The following is a 17,981-nucleotide window of genomic DNA, read 5'->3' on the forward strand; positions in this document are numbered from 1 at the left end:
ATCGCCTTCTCAGGAAGCATTCAGCCGGAGTTGTTAGCTTCTGCCCGACCTGTCGTCGGTGGTTAAGGGGTGTTCGTGGGCTTCAAGAAGATGCTGGGTGCCTTCGGTGTGGGCGGGCCGAGTGTCGACACCGTGCTGGCCGAGCCGTCCGGGCGTCCCGGCGGCACGCTCACCGGAACGGTCAACCTGGTCGGTGGCAGCCATGACGTCGAGATCGAACACATCACCCTGGGGTTGGTCACCCGGGTCGAGGTCGAGGGCGGCCAGGGCGAGTACGGCGCCACCGGCGAGTTCCACCGCCTCGGGGTGAGCGGGCCGCTGCGCCTGGCCGAGAAGCAGGAACTGTCGCTGCCGTTCCAGCTCGTGCTGCCGTGGGAGACGCCGATCACCGCCGTCTACGGTCAGCACCTGCGCGGCATGACGATGGGCGTACGCACCGAGGTGGCCATCGCCCGGGCCGTCGACAAGGGCGACCTGGACCCGATCGCCGTGCACCCGCTGCCGCTGCAGGAACGCATCCTGGACGCGTTCGCCCGGCTCGGCTTCCAGTTCAAGCACGCCGACCTGGAGTACGGCCGGATCGCCGGCGTGCAGCAGAGCCTGCCGTTCTACCAGGAGATCGAGTACTACCCGCCGGCCCAGTACGCGCACGGCGTCAACGAGGTCGAGCTCACCTTCGTGACCAACCCGCACACCGTCGAGGTGGTGCTGGAGTTCGACAAGCGCGGCGGCATGTTCAGCGGCGGGCACGACGCGTACGGCCGTTACACCGTCCCGCACTCCGACGCGGACACCGCCGACTGGGTGCAGGTCGTCGACGGCTGGGTCCGCGAGGCCGTCACTCAGCACCAGAGCTACGGCGTTCCCGCGTACGGCGGCGGCCACGGTCACGGCGGCCACGGCCGCGGTCACGGCTCCGGGATGGGCGGCATGGTGGCCGGCGTCGCGGGTGGCATGGCCGCGGGCTACCTGGCCGGCGAGGTCATCGACGAGGTCTTCGAGGACGACGGCGGCGGCGAGGAGTAGTCCTACCGGCGGCCCTCGCGGGCGCGGGCCTCGGTGGCCGCGACCGCGTCCGTGAGGGTCCGTGCGGTGTCGATCAGCGGCACGTGGCTGAACGCCTGCGGGAAGTTGCCGACCAGCCGCCCGGCCTCGGTGTCGTACTCCTCGGAGAGCAGCCCGACGTCGTTGCGCAGGGCCAGCAACCGCTCGAAGACCGCGCGCGCCTCGTCGTGCCGGCCCATCAGTGCGTAGTTGTCGGCGAGCCAGAACGTGCAGGCCAGGAACGCGCCCTCGCCCGGCGGCAGGCCGTCCACATCGGTGTCCGGGTGCTGGGTGTACCGCTGCACGAAACCGTCCTTGAGCAGGTGCTCCTCGATCGCCGCGACTGTGCCGGTGACCCGCTCGTCGTCCGACGGCAGGAAACCGACCAACGGGACCATGAGCAGGGCGGCGTCCAGCTCCTCGGAGCCGTAGAACTGCGTGAACGTGCGGCGCTCGCGGTCGTAGCCCTTCTCCAGGATGTCAGCGCGGATGGCGTCGCGCAGCTCGGTCCACTCCCGCACCGGGCCGTCCAGGTCGAACTCCTCGACCGCCTTCACCGCCCGGTCGGCGGCCACCCAGGCCATCAGCTTGGAGTGCACGAACTGCTTGGGGCCGCCGCGTACCTCCCAGATGCCCTCGTCCGGCTCGGTCCAGTGCCGCCGTACGAAATCCATCAGCTTGACCTGGAGTCCCCAGGCCGGGTCGTCGGCCTTGAGCCCGGCCCGCCGGCCCTGGTGCAGCGCGTCCATGACCTCGCCGTACACGTCGAGCTGGAACTGCTCGGCGGCCGCGTTGCCGATTCGCACCGGGTTGCCGTCGTAGCCGGTCAGCCAGTCCGCGCGGTACTCGTCGAGGCGGCGCTCGCCGGCCACGCCGTACATGATCTGGAGCTCGGCCGGATCGCCCGCGATCGCCCGCAGCAGCCATTTGCGCCAGGCCTTGGCCTCGCTCTGGAAGCCGGAGTAGAGCAGCGACTGCAGGGTGATGGTCGCGTCGCGCAGCCAGCAGAAGCGGTAGTCCCAGTTGCGGACGCCGCCGAGCTTCTCGGGCAGCGAGGTGGTCGCGGCGGCGACGATGCCACCGGTCGGCGCGTAGGTCAGTGCCTTGAGGGTGAGCAGGGAGCGGACCACCGCGTCGCGCCACTCGCCCTCGTAGGTGCAGGCGGAGATCCAGCCGCGCCAGTAACCCTCGGTGGCGCCGAGCTCCTCGACCGGATCGACCGGGTCGGGCGGCGGCAGGTGCGAGGGCCGCCAGGTCAGCACGAACGGGGTACGGTCACCGGCCGCCACGGTGAAGTCGGCGCGGGTGGCCAGGTTCTCACCGTGGGTCTCGACCGGCGTCCGCAGCCAGACCGCGTCCGGCCCGGCCACCGCGACCAGGTCACCCTGTTCCCGGTAGACCCAGGGCACCACGTGCCCGTAGTCGAAGCGCAGCCGCAACTGCATGGTCATCGGGACCCGCCCGCGGACTCCCTCGACGATGCGGATGACGTCCGGCGCCTCGCCGCGCGGCGGCATGAAGTCGACGAGCCGGACCACACCCTCGTCGGTCTCGAACTCGGTCTCCAGCACCAGCGTCTCGCTGCGGTAGCGGCGCCGCACCGAACGGATCTCGCCGGCCGGGGCGATCGTCCAGTGCCCGTTCTCGTCGTTGCCCAGCAGCGCGGCGAAGATGGCCCCGGAGTCGAACCGGGGCACGCACAGCCAGTCGATCGAGCCGTTGCGGCCGACCAGCGCGGCGGTCTGGGTGTCGGCGATGATCGCGTAGTCCTCGATCGGCAGGGCCATGGGGTGCTCTTACCCGAAGTGACAGCGTCTCTACCCAGCGGAAGTAGCGTGGACCGGGCACCGGTCACGACGGAAGGACTCGTAATGGCTCGCCCCCGGATCGTCATCGTGGGAGCCGGCTTCGCCGGTTTCCAGGCCGCCCGCACGCTGTCCAGGCTCTCCCGCGGCGCGGCTGAGATCGTCATCGTCAACCCCACCGACTACTTCCTCTACCTGCCGCTGCTGCCCGAGGTGGCCGCCGGGATCCTGGAGCCGCGGCGGGTCTCCGTCTCGCTGGCCGCCACCCTGCCCGGGGTCAAGGTCGTCCTCGGCGAGGTCGACGGCTTCGACTTCGACGCGCGCACGGTCTCCTACGCCGACCCCGAGGGCGGCAAGGGCAGTCTCGGCTACCACCGCCTGGTCATCGCCGCCGGCAGCGTCAACAAGCTGCTCCCGGTGCCCGGCGTCACCGAATACGCGCACGGTTTCCGCGGCATCCCGGAGGCGCTGTACCTGCGCGACCACATCACCCGGCAGATCGAGATGGCCGACACCAGCACCGACGAGGCCGAGCGCGCGGCCCGGTCCACCTTCGTCGTGGTCGGCGCCGGCTACACCGGTACGGAGGTGGCGGCCCAGGGTGTGCTGTTCACCGAGGCGCTGACCAGGCACCGCGACAGCCTCCGGGGCCGGCCGCGCTGGCTGTTGATCGACACGGCCGAGCGGGTGCTGCCCAGCCTCGACACCCGCCTGGCCACCGCCGCCGACCGGGTGCTGCGCGAGCGGGGCGTCGAGGTACTGCTCAAGAGCTCGGTCCAGCAGGCGACCGAGCACGGCGTACGGCTCAGCGACGGCTCGTTCGTTCCGACCCGCTCGCTGATCTGGTGTGTCGGCGTACGCCCGGACCCGCTGGTCGCCGACATCGGCCTGCCGACCGCGCACGGCCGGCTGGTGGTCGACGAGTTCCTCAACGTGCCGGGGCATCCGGAGGTGTACGCCTGCGGGGACGCGGCGGCGGTGCCCGACCTGACCCGGCCGGGGGAGATCACCGGGATGACCGCCCAGCACGCCACCCGGCAGGGCACCATGGTCGCGAAGAACATCGCCGCCTCGTACGGGCGGGGCCGGCGGCGCGCGTACAAGCACCACGACCTCGGCTTCGTGGTGGACCTCGGCGGGCTGGACTCGGCGGCCAACCCGCTCGGCGTGCCGCTGTCCGGTTTCCCGGCCAAGGTCGTCACCCGGGGTTATCACCTCCTGTCGATGCCGGGGAACAGGGTGCGCGTGGCCGCGGACTGGCTGCTCGACGCGGTGCTGCCCAAGCAGGGTGTCCAGCTCGGACTCGTGGCGGCCGGAGCGGTCCCCCTGGACAGTGCGTTCCCGCAGGCGATGCCGGACACGGGGGTCACCGCGGAGCCGACACCCTCCTGAGCCAGGTGCGAGCCGCGTCTCATTTCCCAGCTCAGCGGCCGGTTACGGGAGTGGATCTCAGTAGTCTTCGGTGCGCGGGCCGGTCCGGGACGGTGTCCTGGCCGGCTCCGCATATCGAGAGGAACGACTGATGTCCGCTGCCGCAGAAGCGTCAGAAGTGCGGCCGGAGCACGCTCCCCAGCTGCACCCCCGGCGCTGGGCCGCCCTCGGCGTGATCGCCATCTCCCAGCTCATGGTTGTGCTCGACGCCACCATCGTGAACATCGCCCTGCCCAGCGCCCGGCTCGACCTGGGCATCACCGTGGCCGACCAGCAGTGGGTCATCACGGCGTACACGCTGGCCTTCGGCGGGTTGTTGCTGCTCGGTGGCCGGATCGCCGACTACTGGGGGCGTAAGCGCACGTTCATGGTCGGTGCCGTCGGCTTCGCGGTCGCGTCCGCGATCGGCGGTCTCGCCACCACGGGACCACTGCTGTTCGGCGCCCGGGCCCTGCAAGGCGCTTTCGGCGCGCTGCTCGCCCCGGCCTCGCTGGCGCTGCTCACCGTGCTGTTCACCGAGGCCCGGGAGCGGGCCAAGGCCTTCGCGGTCTACGGCGCCATCGCCGGCGGTGGCTCGGCGGTCGGCCTGCTGCTCGGTGGCGTGCTGACCGAGTACGCGAGCTGGCGCTGGTGCCTGCTGGTCAACATCCCGATCGCCCTGCTGGCCCTGTTCCTGGCGATCCCGCTGGTGCCGGAGAGCAGGTCCGACGGTGACACCTCGTACGACGTGCCCGGCGCGATCGTCGTCACGCTGGGCCTGACCTCGCTGGTCTACGGCTTCACCCAGGCGGCCAAGCCGGACAAGGGCTGGGACTCGGGCACCACGTGGGCCTTCCTCGGTGCCGGTCTGCTGCTGCTGGTGATCTTCGTGCTGATCGAGCGGTCCAGCCGGAACCCGCTGCTCCCGCTGCGGATCGTGCTCGACCGCAACCGCGGTGGCGCCTATCTGACCTCGATGCTGGTCGGCGCGGGCCTGTTCGGCGCGTTCCTGTTCCTGACGCTGTTCCTGCAGAACGTGCTCGGCTACACCCCGCTGGAGGCCGGCTTCGCCTCGCTGCCGACCACGGTCGGCGTGCTGATCTCGGCCACCGTGGCGTCGAACCTGCTGCCCCGGATCGGCCCGAAGATCCTGATGCTGATCGGCCCGGTGCTCGCCGCGGCCGGCATGATCTCGCTGCGCTTCATCGACCTGGACACCTCCTTCTGGGCCCACCTGATGCCGGCGCAGCTGCTGCTCGGCCTGGGCCTGGGCTTCACGTTCGTGCCGCTGTCCAGCCTGGCCCTGGTCGGCGTGCCCGATCACGACGCCGGTGCGGCCAGCGCGGCGCTGAACGCCACCCAGCAGGTCGGCGGCTCGCTCGGCACCGCCCTGCTGAACACGATCGCCACCAGTGCCATCACGGCGTACATCGCGAGTCACCTCACCGCCGGCCAGCCGCCCTCGCCGCGGGTGCAGCTGGAGGCGCAGGTCGACGGTTACGCCGACGCGTTCACCTGGGCGGCCGGGCTGATCCTGCTCGCCGGCATCATCACCGCGGTGTTCATCAAGGTCGGCAAGGAAGACCTGCCGACCGGCGAGGCCGCGGTCCACGTCGGCTGAGGACCGTTCGGCCGGATCCCGGCCCAGGACGCGCCCCGGCCGATCGCGGCCGGGGCGCGTTCGTGGTTACGGGCGGTAATTAGTCCGAAAAGTCACCATGATCGGCCGACCGTCGTAGGCGGTTGACTGACCTACCAAATGGTTCACAAGTAATAATTCGGACATGCGATCTCGTTCTCTTGTCGTCCCCGCGGTTCTCGCCGGCCTGCTCGCCGGCTCCGTGCCGGACGCGGCCTCGGCCCATGAGCAGGTCGGCACGCCCTCCGCCACGGTGACGGCGACCCGTACCGCGGCGGACGCCGCGCAGGTGAGCAGGGCGGCCACCGGGGGGACCCTGGTCGCGCGGTACGGCTTCGACGGCGGCCGGGCCACCTCGATCACCGACGAATCCGGCAACGGCCACACGCTCCGGTTGATCACCGGCAACGGTGGCACCGTGAGCATGGTCCGGCGCGGCCAGGGCCACGCGCTGCGCTTCCCGGGCAAGTGCACCGGCAAGAAGCGGTGCCCGCACGCCGCACTGCAGAGCCCCAGCGCGGCGAACCTCAACCCGGGCACCAGAGCGATCTCGTACGGCGCCAGGGTGCTGCTGTCGCGCAGCCAGACCAGCAAGGGCCAGAACGTCGTGCAGAAGGGCTACTCGGCCACCAGCAGCCAGTACAAGTTGCAGGTGGACGGGGCCGCCGGCCGGGCGAGCTGTGTGCTGGTCGGCGCCCGCCCCGGCATCAAGCTCGTCACCAGCACGGTTTCGGTTGCCGACGGCACCTGGCACGCGGTGGAGTGCCGGCGTACGGCGACCGCTCTGACCGTGCTCGTGGACGGTGCGGTGCGGGGCAACCGGGCCATCGCGGCCGGCCTGTCGGTGGCCAACGACCGCCCGCTCAGCATCGGCGGCAAGGGCGCCTACTCCGACAACGACCAGTTCCAGGGCACCCTGGACGACGTCTGGGTGCGGATCGGCTAGCTGTCCCGCAGGCCGGCGGCCATCGCGCCGACCAGCTGGGCGTCCGTGGTGTCGCCGGAGAGCTCCCAGGCGAACGCGCCACCGAGACCGCGGCTGCGGGCGTACGCCATCTTGGTCCTGATGGTCTCCGGGGTGTCGTAGCTCCACCACTGGCCACGGCACAGTGCGTAGGCCGTCCCGCCGGCCGTGCCGGTCGGCGGGCACGTCCGGCGCAGCACCGCGTAGTCCTCGATGCCCTTCTCGGTGCTGCCCGGCGCCGGCCCGGTCGCCCGGCCGCCCGGCGCCGCGGCGCTGACCCCGGCCCACCCGCGGCCGTAGAAACCCACGCCCAGCAGCACCTTCGGCGCCGGGATACCCATCGAGATCAGCTTGCTGATCGCGGCGTCGGTGGTCGCGGTGGCGCGTGGGATGCCCGGGTACGCGGTGAGCGGCGAATGCGGCGCCGTCGGTCCCGGCCCGCCACCGGTGCCGAAGAAGTCGTAGGTCATGGCGCTGAGCCAGTCGGCATCGCGCGCCGCGGTGGCGTAATCGGCGGCCGCCAGCTTGCCCGGGTCACCCGGCACCGCCGCGGTGACCAGCGCCTTCGGGCCCAGCTCGGCGCGTAGGGCCCCGATCAGCCCGGCCAGCGCTCCCGGCCCGCTCTTGTCGCAGACCAGTCCGCAGGCGTTCGGGTATTCCCAGTCGATGTCGATCCCGTCGAAGACATCCGCCCAGCGGGAGTCCCTCAGCAGCGCACGGCAGGACCCGGCGAACGCGCGGGGATCACCGGCCGCCGCGGTGAAACCCTTCGAGCCGGTCCAGCCGCCGAACGACCAGATCACCCGGAGCCCGGGATGGCGGGCCTTGAGCTTGCGGAGCTGACCGAAGTTGCCGCGCAGACCCTGGCCCGGGGTGTCGGCCACCCCGTCGACGCTGTCCGGCGCGGCGATCGGCTTCTCGTAGTCGGCCCACTTGTCGCTGGTGCGGCAACCGCCGTCGGTGACTTTGCCGAACGCGTACACCAGATGGGTGAGCCCGGCGGCCGCACCGCTGGCCTCGACGTTGCGCACCTGGAAGTTGCGGCCGTAGACGCCCCAGTCGGTGAAGTAGCCGACGACGCGCTGCCCGGCCGGAGCAGCCGGCGCGGGCGCCGGCTGCTCCGGCGCAGATGAGTCGCAGGCGCCGGTCAGCAGCAGTGCTGCCGCCAGGACGACGGGTCCGACCCGCATGCGGGCCTCCCCAGTCCCTCGCCGAGCCCCGAACCTATCGCGACGGCGACGGCGACGGGCCGCTCATTAACCCGATCGTGTACTCCTCGATCGTGTAGCAGGCCTCGTCGTCCACGGCGTCACGCGACGGGTCGATCTTGATCCGGGTGGGATGGGCATCAGTGCTGTCCCGCTCGACCTCCACCACGTCGGCGCCGTCCCGCCGCGCGGTCTCCGCCTCTTCCTCCAGCTGCCGCAGCGTCGGGACCAGATCGGCGAGGCGCAGCATGAGCGCCCGCCGCGCGCTGTCGTCGAGGCCCTCGGTGCGGACCACCTTGTCGTCCTGCACGGTCACCCGGAACCGGCCGATGAGCGCCCGCTCGCCGCACTGGGAGTCGAGGACGAAGCCGTACTTGGCCGGCGGGGTCCAGGTGGCGGCGGCCGGCTCCGGCGCGCCGCCGGCCTGCTGACCGGCGCAACCGCCGGCGAGGGTGAGCAGCAGCAGGGTGGGCAGAACCGTCTTGACGCGCACAGAGTCCTCCACGGAAGTCGACGCTGTCCGGTACGACGGGCCGGCCGGGTGACCGGTTCCGCCCGCCCTGCGAGTGGCGTTCGCTACGCGGGGAACCGCAGCCGCACGCCTTGTGCGATCGTTTTCGGGTGGCCGTAAGCACAGGGGGCAGCCCGCGGGATCCCGTGCCGGTTCCCGGTGCCCGGAACCGCCGGGCGGAACTGCGTGCCCTGTTCGCCTGGCCCCGGGTCGTCAACCGGGCCCGGGCCGTCTTCCGCAGCGCGCTCACCACCTTCGTCGTGCTCACCTTCACTCTGTGGCTGATGCCCGGGGTCCGCAGCACGGACGTGGTCGACACCCTCGGCCTGGTGCTGCTGGTCGCCGCGGTCGGTGCGGTGCTGCGCCCGCTGCTGCTCGCCGGCGTCGTCGCGCTGGGCGGCTGGGGAGCCATGCTGCTCGGCGTCACCGCCCAGGTCATCGTGATGGCGGTGGCCCTGGAGCTGGACCCGTCCAAGCGGCTCAGCGGCTGGCCCACGGTGGGGGTCGCGGCGCTGCTGGCGGTGGTCTGCGCGGCGATCCTGGACTGGATGGCCGACAGCGGCACCGAGGACACGTTCGTCAAGGAGGCCCGCCGGCTCATGCGCGGCATCCGGCGGCGCCAGGCCCGGCAGGGCGGCGGCCGGCTGCTCACCCTGCGCCGGCCGCAGCCGGGCACCGAGCCCGGCCTGCTGATGGTGCAGCTCGACGGGGTGAGCGAGCCGGTGCTGCGCTGGGCCGTACGCGCCGGCAACCTGCCCACCATCGGGCGCTGGCTGCGCAGCGGCACCCACGCCATGCGCGGCTGGCACACCGGCCTGCCGTCGACCACGCCCGCCGCGCAGGCCGGCATCCTGCACGGCGCCTCCCGGCAGATCCCGGCCTTCCGCTGGTACGAGAAGGCGACCGGCCGGCTGATGGTGTCCAACCGCCCCCGCGACGCGGCGATGATCGAACCGCGGCTCTCCGACGGCCGGGGGCTGCTCCGCGACGGCGGCGTCAGCATCGGCAACGCGTTCTCCGGCGACGCCGCGATCAGCCTGCTCACCGTCAGCCACGCCGCCCTGCCCGGCCGCTCGGCCCGGGGCTGGGCCGCGTTCATGGCCAGCCCGTTCGGCTTCACCCGGGCCCTGGTGCTCGGCGTCGGTGAGGTCTTCACCGAGCTGCACCAGGCCCGCCTCCAGCGCCGCCGCAATCTGCAGCCCCGGGTGAGCCGCTCCGGCGCGTTCCTGGCGCTGCGGCCTGCCTCGATGCTGCTGCGCGACGTCAACGTGTCGCTGATCGCCGAGCAGATGGCCCGCGGCGCCCCGGCCGTCTACTGCGACCTGGTCGACTACGACGAGGTGGCCCACCACGCCGGCCCGGCCCGCCCCGAGTCGATGCGGCAGCTGGAGAGCCTGGACCGGATGCTCGGCGTGATCGAACGCCTGGAGCCCGAGGCGGCCCGCAAGTATCAGATCGTCGTGCTCTCCGACCACGGCCAGAGCCAGGGCGCCACCTTCCGCCAGCGGCACGGGGAGACGCTGGAGCAGGCGGTCGAACGCTTCTCCGCGTGCCCGGCCGACGCCCCCTCGACCCCGGCGGAGTCCGAGGCCACCGCGGAGCCCGGCTTCCCGCCGTCGCCGATCGCGCCGCTGCTCGTCGTCTCGTCCGGCAACCTGGCGCTGATCTACCTGACCCGGTTCCCGCGGCGGGTCGACCGGGCCACCATCGACCGGGAGTATCCGCAGCTCATTCCCGGGCTGACCGGGCATCCCGGGGTCGGCCTGGTGATCGTGGACGACGGCGGGCCGGTGGCCGTCGGGGCTGCCGGCAGCCACCGGCTCGCCGACGGGACGGTGGAGGGCGTCGACCCGCTGCTGCCGTACGGGCCGCATGCCCGGGCCGATCTGCTGCGGCACCAGAAGGCCGAGCACATCGGTGACCTGGTGCTGATCAGCTCGGTCGACCCCGTCACCGACGAGGTGGCGGCCTTCGAGGAGCTCGTCGGCTCGCACGGCGGGCTGGGCGGCTGGCAGACCGAGGCGATGCTGGTGCACCCGGCCGAGTGGCCGATCACCCAGGGCGACCTGACCGGCCCCGACGCCCTGCACCGGCAGCTCGTCGAGTGGCTGGCGATGCTCGGACTGCGCACCCTGCCGGCGGCCCAGGACGAGCTCGTCACCGGCGAAAAGCTCCAGCTGGCCGACCTGGCCCCGCGTGGCGCGCAGCATGACGGCGCGGCGGCGCGACTTTCGCCCAGCCGCGACGGTTAAGCCTGTGTGCGTTTCTTCCAGTTCGTACGTAGTTCGCTGCGTACCACCTCCCGTCGTCTGCTGACCGTCGGCGCGGCTACCGCCGTCGTCATCGCCTCCGGGGCGGCCCCGGTGCGAGCGGTCAGCGCCAGCCCCGGCAAGGCCCCGCTGTTCAACGGCTCCGTGTACGCGGTCGCGTACCGCGGCAGCACCGTCTACGTCGGCGGCTCCTTCACCAGCGTCGGCTGGGGCGGACGCACCTACGACCGGCAACGGCTGGCCGCGTTCGACGCGTCCTCCGGCGCGTTGCTGAACTGGTCACCGGCCGCCGACGCCACCGTCCGGGCCCTGGCGGTCATCGGCACCTCGGTGTACGCCGGCGGCGACTTCCACCGGGTCTCCGGCTGGCGGCGCGACGCACTGGCCCGGATCGACGCGACCTCGGGCGACGTGGGCACGTTCTCGCACTCGGTGGCCGGGGCGCCGTACGCCCTCGCGGCCGGCAACGGCCGGCTGTACGTCGGCGGCAGCTTCACCTCGATCGACGGCGTCACCCGGTCCAACCTGGCGGCGTTCTCGCTGACCGGCGGCGGCCTCGACCGCGGCTGGCGGGCCGGCGCCGACGACTCCGTCCACACCCTGACCCTGGCCGGCTCCCGGCTCTACGCCGGCGGCGCCTTCCACAAGATCAACGGAGTGAGCGGGACGCTGCGGATCGCCGCGCTCTCGGCCACCAGCGGCGGCGTGTTCAGCGCCTTCCGGCCCAACGCGCCGGCCCAGGTCAACGCGCTGGCCACCGACGCGAACGGCGTCTACGCGGCCACCGGCGGGCAGGGCGGGAAGGTGCTCGCGTACTCGGCCGGCGGCACGGTCCGCTGGACCCGTACCTTCGACGGCGACACCGTGGCGATCGCGACGCTGGGCGGCATCGTCTACGTGGGCGGCCACTTCGACCGGGCCTGCCTCACCAACCGCAACGGCAACCAGGGCGCCTGCACCGACGGCGCGGTGAGCCGGGTCAAACTCGCGGCGATCGACAGCCGGGGCGGTCTGACCCCGTGGGCCCCGCAGGCGAACGGGGTGATCGGCGTCCGCGCGCTGGCGGTGGACCGCCCCCAGAGCAGAATCGCCGCCGGCGGCGACTTCACGACGATCAACGGCCAGAACCGCAAACGCCTCACGTTCTTCTAGGCGGGTGGGCTTCTGGGCGGGCAGGCGAAGTTTCTTTCAGACGGTATCGGTGAACGAGACCGGCTTGCCGATGGCGCGGGCGTAGGCGATCTCCCGGCTCGTGGACTCGCCGATGTACCCGCCGGGATTGACGACCAGAACCCGGTCAGCCAGGTCGATCTTGCGCAGGTGAAGGGCGTCCAGCGCCTTCTTCTGCTCGTTGGTGATCGACTCGCCCGCTTCGCCCGGCGCGACGACGATGACACCGGCGAGGGTCAGCTCAAGGTTCGCCGTACGCATCTCCTCCGCAAATCGAACGGAGCCACAGATGCAGACGATCTCCGGTCGGTCCGGCATGGTTCACCCCCTAGCTGGGCGTTGTCATGGTCCGGGCGCAGGGATTTCGGGTCCAGGCGTTGCAGGTCACCCGCCGGGCCGCGCCGGGCCCGGCCGCCAAGAGCAGGTCGCGGACCGGGCCGGCGGGCGACCGGTAGATCTTCCTCGGGTAAGGGCCATCGCCGCATCAAGGCACCGTCGTGCGTCCGGCGCTCAGCGGGTAGGCGGTGACCGTGTGCGCGACCTGCACGGCGTAGCCGATGCCGCGCGCGGCGAGGCACTGCCGGAATTCGCCGGCGTCGCCGTAACCCGCGTCGGCCACCAACACGCTCGGACGCAAGCCCCAGCCGGGCGGCGGTGCCGGTGTATCGGCGGGCCACGCACGGCGACGCTGTGCCGTATTCGAGCAGGCCAGTGTCATCGATCGCCCACGCCGGGCCCGGCAACGCCCCACTCATGCGTTCGGCCAGCCGCCGACGCACCGGTGTCACGTCCCACGGGCTTCACCCAACGACACGTGTCTCGTAGATCATGACGGCCTGCGGCGGGCCCAGCCTCCGCCTCGCGGTGCGGGACCTGAACCTCGCCTCGGCGACGCCATGATCTACGAGACACCCCCTAGTCTGTTTTGGCGCCCTCGACAACGACGGCGCAATCCGGGGCTGGGGTAGGTGTGCTGGCGATCACGACGCTGGGGACGCTGGCTGTTGACGGGCGGCCGGTGCGGGGTGAGCGGCTTGCTGCGCTGCTCCGGGAGCTTATCGGCGCCCGCGGGCGGATTGTCTCCACTGTGGCGCTGGCCGAGGCGGTCTGGCAGGGCGATCCGCCCGACGATGCGGCCGGAGCGTTGCAGGCCCTGATCTCCCGGGTGCGGCGGCTCGGGGTGCCCGTTGACGCGGTCGCGGGTGGTTATCGGGTGCCGGCGGACCGGGTCGAGGTCGATGCGGTCGCCGTACGGATGCTGATCGACAAAGCACGCGCCGCGACCGATCCGACGGTCGCGCGGGCCGCGGCCGACGAGGCCCGGGCGCGGTTTCCCGAGGTTCCCGAGCTGGCCCCGGCCGCGGACCTGCGGCTTTTCGCCGAGCTGGCCGCGGTGCGGGCCGAGGCCGCGCTGGCCGGCGCCGGTGCGTTCGACGAGGCGGATCTGCGCCGGTTGGCCGCACACACCCCGCCCGACGAACCGGCCGCCGCCCTGCTGATCAGGGTGCTCGCCGCTCAGGGCCGGGACGCCGAGGCACTGGAGGTGTTCGAGCGGCTTCGCGCGGAGCTGGCCGACCGGTACGGCGCGGACCCGTCCCCGGTGCTCGCCGAGGCCCATCTCGCTCTGTTGCGCGGTGAGCTGAAGCCGCCCGGGACGCCACACCGGCCGGTGAGCGTGCTGCCGCGGGGCTGGCGGCGTTCGGCGACCGCGCTGGTCGGGCGGGAGTCCGATGTGCTGACGGTGACCGCCGCGCTGGCCGAGGCGCCGCTGGTCACGATCGTGGCGACCGGCGGGGCGGGCAAGACCAGGCTCGCCGCCGAGGTCGCCCGGCGCTCGGCCGGGCCGGTCCGGGTGGTCGAACTGGCCGGCCTGCGCGCCCCGGACGAGGTGCTGCCGGCCGTGCTGGCCGTGCTCGGCGGGGCGGACACCACGGCCGCGCCCGGCATCACGCTGGAGCGGCGGGTGCTGAGCCCGCAGGACCGCCTGCGCGCCGTCGCCGCGGATCTCGACGGGCTGATCGTGCTGGACAACTGCGAGCACGTGCTGGACGCCGCGGCGGCAGTCGTCGCCGATCTGCTCGCGGCCACCGGGCCGGAGGTCGCGGTGCTGGCCACGAGCCGGGCGCCGCTCGCGCTCGTGGGTGAGGTGGTGCACCGGCTGGCGGCGTTGCCGGACCAGGAGGCGCTGCGGCTGCTGGAGACCCGGGCGCGGGCGGCCGGGGCCGTACCGGCCTGGGACCGGGATCGCGCGCTCGCCCTCTGCCACCACCTGGACAACCTGCCGCTGGCCCTGGAGCTGGCGGCGGCCCGACTGCGGCACATGCCCATCGACGACGTCCTCGCCGGGCTAAGTGACCGGTTCGCGCTGCTCGACGACGCCCTGCGCGGCCTGCCGGAGCGGCACGCGAGCCTGTGGGCGATGGTCGACTGGAGCCGGGAGCTGCTCGATCCCGACGCCCGTGAACTGCTGCAACGCCTCGCGGTCATCCCGGCCGCGTTCACCGCCGAGCTCGCCGCCGCGGTGGCCGGGCGACCGGATGTCCGGCGGACGCTGGCCGATCTCGTCGAGCAGTCGCTGGTGAGCCTGGACGCGGAGAGCAGCGGCCCGCGCTACCGGATGCTCGAGACGGTCCGCGAGTACGGCGAGGCCCGGCTCGGCGCCGGCGCACCGGCCGCCTCGGCCGGGCTGACCCGGTGGGCCCGGGCCCAGGCGGTCGGCCTGACCTCGCGTTATCTCGGTCCCGGGCAGCTCGACGCCTTCGCCGAGTGCGCCGCCGAGCAGGAGAACCTGCTGGCCGGTCTGCGCTTCGCCCTGGCTCACGACGATCAGCCGGCGGCCGTCGACATCGCCACCGCGCTCTTCCACGTGTGGACCGTCCGCGGGCTGCACGTCGAGGTCAGCACCTGGGCCGGCGACCTGCTGCAACTGGACGACCCGGTGGCCCGCCGTCGTTCGGCGCTGCTGCACGGCCGGTCCGCCGGTCTGCCGCTGCCCGACGCCGACCGGCTGGCCTGGATGTGCCTGATCGCCGGGCTCAACGCCGGCATCACCGGTCCGCCCCGGCTCATCGCGCTGGCCCGCCGCGTCCTCAAGCAACTGCTGGCCGAACGGCCCGGCGAGGTGTCCTCCCGGGAGCGGGCACTGGCGTCGGCGCTCCCAGCCTTCGACTCCTACGACCCGGAACGCACCATGCTGGGGGCCGTCGAGCTGATCGACCATCCCGACCCGTACGTGCAGGGACTGGGGTTCTTCATCCGGGCGGCGATGCGGGAGAACGGCGGCATGGCCGAGGCCTCGGCCGAGGACGCCGAACTGGCGTACCAGCGGTTCGAGGTGGCCGGCGACCACTGGGGGATGGCGATGGCCTCCCAGGCCGCCGGTCACTGGATCAGCTCCCGCGGCGAAGAGCGCGCCGCCGGGTGGCTGAGCCGCAGCGTGCGGCACATGGAACTGGTGGGCGCGACGCAGGACGCCCGGTCGATCCGGGTGCTGCTGGACGTGCAGCAGGCGCTGGCCGGTGACCCGGACGCCGCGCACCGCCTGCGGGTGCTGGCGACCTCCGGCCAGGCCGACGACAACGACGCCGCCCAGGCGTACCTGGGTCTGGCCCACCTGGCCTGCCGGCGGGGCCGCTACGACGAGGCACTGGCCTACGGCGACGCGGTCAGCCGTACCGTCGAGGCCTCTGCCGACCGGTCGCCGCAGACCCGGGTCGTCTGCCGCGTCGCGGTGGCGGTGCTGCGCCTGCGGGTGGCGCAGGCCCAGCCGGACCCGGACGCCGACGCCGGAGCGGTGGCACTGTTGCGGCTCGCCCGGGACGAGGCCCTGCCCGCCCACGACAATCCGCTGCTCGGGATATGGGCGCTGGGCGGGGCCGAGCTCGCGGCCTTCCGCGGCGCCGACGCGACCGCGCGTGATCTGTGGACCCTCGGGATGCGGATCGGCGCCAACGTCGGGAGCCTGTTCCCGCCGGGGGAGGACGGTCGCCTGGACGCCGTCCTCGGCGGCGAGGACGACCGCCGGAAGCTGCTGGCCGCGCTCGCGCCGCGAGCGGCGACGGCCATGAGCTCGAGAATCCGCGAGCTCATGGCCGACCTGCTCTAAACCTTCTTCCGGTACGCCCGCAGCGCCAGCGGCATGAACACCACCACGAAGCCGGCGCACCAGGCGAGGGTCCACCACACGTGGTTGCCGATCGGCGAACCGAGGAACAGGCCCCGGACCGCGCCGACCAGGTGGGTCAGCGGGTTCACGTCGACGAAGCTCTGCATCCAGCCCGGCAGCGTACTGGTCCCGACGAACACGTTGGACGCGAAGCTCAGCGGCATGATCAGCGCGAACATCAGGCCCTGGACCGCACCCGGGGTACGGACCTTCATCGACACGAACACCGGCAGCCAGCTCAGGCACAGCGCGAAGAGCACGGCCAGCGCGCAACCCGCGACGGCGCTCAGCGGGTCGGTGGTGATCCGGAAGCCCATCACGTAACCGATCGCCAGCGTGGAGAGCGTGACGATCACGTACCGGACGATGTCGCCGAGGACCGCGCCCAGCAGCGGCGCCGAGCGGGGCACCGGCAGTGACCGGAAGCGGTCGAAGATGCCCTTGGCGATGTCGGTGTTGAGGTTGACGCCGATCGCGATGCAGCCGGTCGCGATCGTCTGGGCCAGGATGCCGGGCAGCAGGAACTGCAGGTAGTCGTGGGTGGAACCGGCGACCGCGCCGCCGAAGACGTACACGAAGATGATCAGGAACAGCACCGGCTGCAACGTCACGTCGATGAGCGCCTCGGGCGTCCGGGCCGTCTTGATCAGGCTGCGTTTGGCGAGCGCGAAGGAGTGCCGCGCGAGCCGGAACGGTCGTGGATGCGGCTGCACGGCCGCGGGCATGACCGGCCGGCTGGTCCGGGGTGCGTTGAGGGTCGTGGTCATGCCGCCACCTCTTCCTTGATCGTGGTGGTCGTGGTGTCGTCGTCAGAGGCGGTGCGCCCGGTGAGGGTGAAGAAGACCTCGTCGAGGCTGGGCAGGTGCAGCGAGAGCTCGGTGACCGCGACGCCCGCGGCGGCGAGCCGGGCCACCGCTTCGGTCAGCGCGCTGTCGTCGGTGACCGGTACGGCGAGCATGCCCTTGCGGATCTCGTCGGCCGGCGCTCCCGAGGACACCTCGGACAGGATCGCGGCGGTCAGGTCGAGTTGCGTCGCGTCGGACGGGCGTACCTCCAGGGTCTGGCCGCCGACCACCCGCTTGAGTCCCTCGGGGGTGTCGTGCGCGATGACCCGGCCGTGGTCGATCACCGTGATCGCGTCGGCCAGTGCGTCCGCCTCCTCCAGGTACTGCGTGGTGAGCAGCACTGTGGAACCCGCTGCCACCAGCGAGCGGACCACGTCCCACATGTCCTCGCGCTTGGCCGGGTCCAGGCCGGTGGTGGGCTCGTCCAGGAAGATCACGTCGGGGGAGCCGACCAGGCTCGCGGCCAGGTCGAGGCGCCGCCGCATGCCACCGGAGTAGGTCTTGGCCTGGCGGCCGGCCGCGTCGGTCAGGTCGAACCAGTCGAGCAGCTCGGCGGCCCGCCGGCGGGCACCGGCCCGGCCCAGGTCGAGCAGCGTGCCGAAGAGCTCGAGGTTCTGCCGGCCGGTCAGGTCCTCGTCGACCGAGGCGTACTGGCCGGTCAGGCCGATCACCTGACGGACCCGCTCGGCGTCGCGGACGACGTCGAAGCCGCTGATCCGGGCGCGGCCGGCATCGGGCGTGAGCAGGGTGGAGAGGATGCGGACGGCGGTGGTCTTGCCCGCGCCGTTGGGCCCCAGGACGCCGAGCACGGTCCCCCGGGGCACGGCGAGGTCGACGCCCTGCAGGGCTTTCGTCGACCCGAAGTGCTTGACGAGACCCTCGGCCTCGATCACGAGATCAGCTGTCATGCTCTCCAGGGTGCGCGGGCCCGCTGACACGGCACCGACACG

The 17,981-nt window shown here is 72.5% G+C and carries 13 protein-coding genes and 2 pseudogenes; 7 read left to right on the forward strand and 8 right to left on the reverse strand.

The annotated features are described in order from the left end of the window. The first annotated feature begins 75 nt into the window (after positions 1–75). Positions 76–1,026, forward strand: coding sequence for a sporulation protein (locus AB0C12_RS23535; protein ID WP_360551244.1), 951 nt, complete (start codon positions 76–78; stop codon positions 1,024–1,026). 2 nt (positions 1,027–1,028) lie between these two features. Here the strand turns inward: AB0C12_RS23535 and AB0C12_RS23540 are convergent, their stop codons facing one another. Next, complete coding sequence (locus tag AB0C12_RS23540) at positions 1,029–2,831, reverse strand: glycoside hydrolase family 15 protein (RefSeq protein WP_360551246.1); 1,803 nt, start codon at positions 2,829–2,831, stop codon at positions 1,029–1,031. A gap of 84 nt (positions 2,832–2,915) precedes the next feature. Between AB0C12_RS23540 and AB0C12_RS23545 the strand changes: the two genes are divergently transcribed. The 3 genes from AB0C12_RS23545 (at position 2,916) to AB0C12_RS23555 (ending at position 6,844) form a co-directional block, all read left to right on the forward strand. Continuing rightward, positions 2,916–4,241 (forward strand): NAD(P)/FAD-dependent oxidoreductase, encoded by a 1,326-nt coding sequence (locus AB0C12_RS23545; RefSeq protein WP_360551248.1) that lies wholly within the window; start codon positions 2,916–2,918, stop codon positions 4,239–4,241. Between the two features lie 130 nt (positions 4,242–4,371). After that, the gene (locus AB0C12_RS23550; protein ID WP_360551250.1) at positions 4,372–5,880 is read left to right on the forward strand and encodes an MFS transporter; all 1,509 of its coding nucleotides are present in this window, start codon (positions 4,372–4,374) and stop codon (positions 5,878–5,880) included. A 163-nt stretch (positions 5,881–6,043) separates the two neighbouring features. Then, positions 6,044–6,844: a LamG-like jellyroll fold domain-containing protein gene (locus AB0C12_RS23555; protein ID WP_360551252.1), complete on the forward strand. Its 801-nt coding sequence runs from the start codon at positions 6,044–6,046 to the stop codon at positions 6,842–6,844. Here AB0C12_RS23555 and AB0C12_RS23560 read toward each other — a convergent pair. Both AB0C12_RS23560 and AB0C12_RS23565 read right to left on the reverse strand, forming a co-directional pair. Further along, positions 6,841–7,944, reverse strand: a pseudogene (locus AB0C12_RS23560) (glycosyl hydrolase family 18 protein); the annotation flags it as partial. The gene AB0C12_RS23555 and the pseudogene AB0C12_RS23560 overlap by 4 nt on opposite strands. A gap of 142 nt (positions 7,945–8,086) precedes the next feature. Beyond that, a complete protein-coding gene (locus tag AB0C12_RS23565) occupies positions 8,087–8,575 on the reverse strand; it encodes a DUF6174 domain-containing protein (RefSeq protein ID WP_360551254.1) in 489 nt (162 codons plus the stop codon). A 116-nt stretch (positions 8,576–8,691) separates the two neighbouring features. Between AB0C12_RS23565 and AB0C12_RS23570 the strand changes: the two genes are divergently transcribed. Together AB0C12_RS23570 and AB0C12_RS23575 are read left to right on the forward strand one after the other, a co-directional pair. Beyond that, entirely contained in the window at positions 8,692–10,833 is a 2,142-nt protein-coding gene (locus AB0C12_RS23570; RefSeq protein ID WP_360551256.1) for an alkaline phosphatase family protein, read from the forward strand. A gap of 6 nt (positions 10,834–10,839) precedes the next feature. After that, complete coding sequence (locus AB0C12_RS23575; RefSeq protein ID WP_360551258.1) at positions 10,840–12,003, forward strand: hypothetical protein; 1,164 nt, start codon at positions 10,840–10,842, stop codon at positions 12,001–12,003. A 36-nt stretch (positions 12,004–12,039) separates the two neighbouring features. On the opposite strand, the gene AB0C12_RS23580 is transcribed toward AB0C12_RS23575, so the two are convergent. The 3 genes and pseudogenes from AB0C12_RS23580 to AB0C12_RS23590 all read right to left on the reverse strand — a co-directional run. Further along, the gene (locus AB0C12_RS23580; protein ID WP_360551260.1) at positions 12,040–12,339 is read right to left on the reverse strand and encodes a hypothetical protein; all 300 of its coding nucleotides are present in this window, start codon (positions 12,337–12,339) and stop codon (positions 12,040–12,042) included. A 166-nt stretch (positions 12,340–12,505) separates the two neighbouring features. Beyond that, positions 12,506–12,646 carry a transposase gene (locus tag AB0C12_RS23585; protein WP_360551262.1) on the reverse strand — a complete coding sequence of 47 codons (141 nt, stop codon included), beginning with the start codon at positions 12,644–12,646 and terminating at the stop codon, positions 12,506–12,508. A 79-nt stretch (positions 12,647–12,725) separates the two neighbouring features. Beyond that, positions 12,726–12,776, reverse strand: a pseudogene (locus tag AB0C12_RS23590) (hypothetical protein); the annotation flags it as partial. A gap of 215 nt (positions 12,777–12,991) precedes the next feature. Between AB0C12_RS23590 and AB0C12_RS23595 the strand changes: the two are divergent. Next, a complete protein-coding gene (locus tag AB0C12_RS23595; protein WP_360551264.1) occupies positions 12,992–16,126 on the forward strand; it encodes a BTAD domain-containing putative transcriptional regulator in 3,135 nt (1,044 codons plus the stop codon). Here the strand turns inward: AB0C12_RS23595 and AB0C12_RS23600 are convergent. Together AB0C12_RS23600 and AB0C12_RS23605 are read right to left on the reverse strand one after the other, a co-directional pair. Further along, the gene (locus AB0C12_RS23600; RefSeq protein ID WP_360551266.1) at positions 16,123–16,953 is read right to left on the reverse strand and encodes an ABC transporter permease; all 831 of its coding nucleotides are present in this window, start codon (positions 16,951–16,953) and stop codon (positions 16,123–16,125) included. The two genes, AB0C12_RS23595 and AB0C12_RS23600, sit on opposite strands and share 4 nt — an antisense overlap. Continuing rightward, positions 16,950–17,939 carry an ATP-binding cassette domain-containing protein gene (locus AB0C12_RS23605; protein WP_360551268.1) on the reverse strand — a complete coding sequence of 330 codons (990 nt, stop codon included), beginning with the start codon at positions 17,937–17,939 and terminating at the stop codon, positions 16,950–16,952. Before AB0C12_RS23605 ends, AB0C12_RS23600 begins: the two co-directional genes overlap by 4 nt. Positions 17,940–17,981: the final 42 nt, after the last annotated feature.

It is taken from the genome of Actinoplanes sp. NPDC048967 (assembly GCF_040649415.1).
Classification (GTDB): Bacteria; Actinomycetota; Actinomycetes; order Mycobacteriales; family Micromonosporaceae; genus Actinoplanes.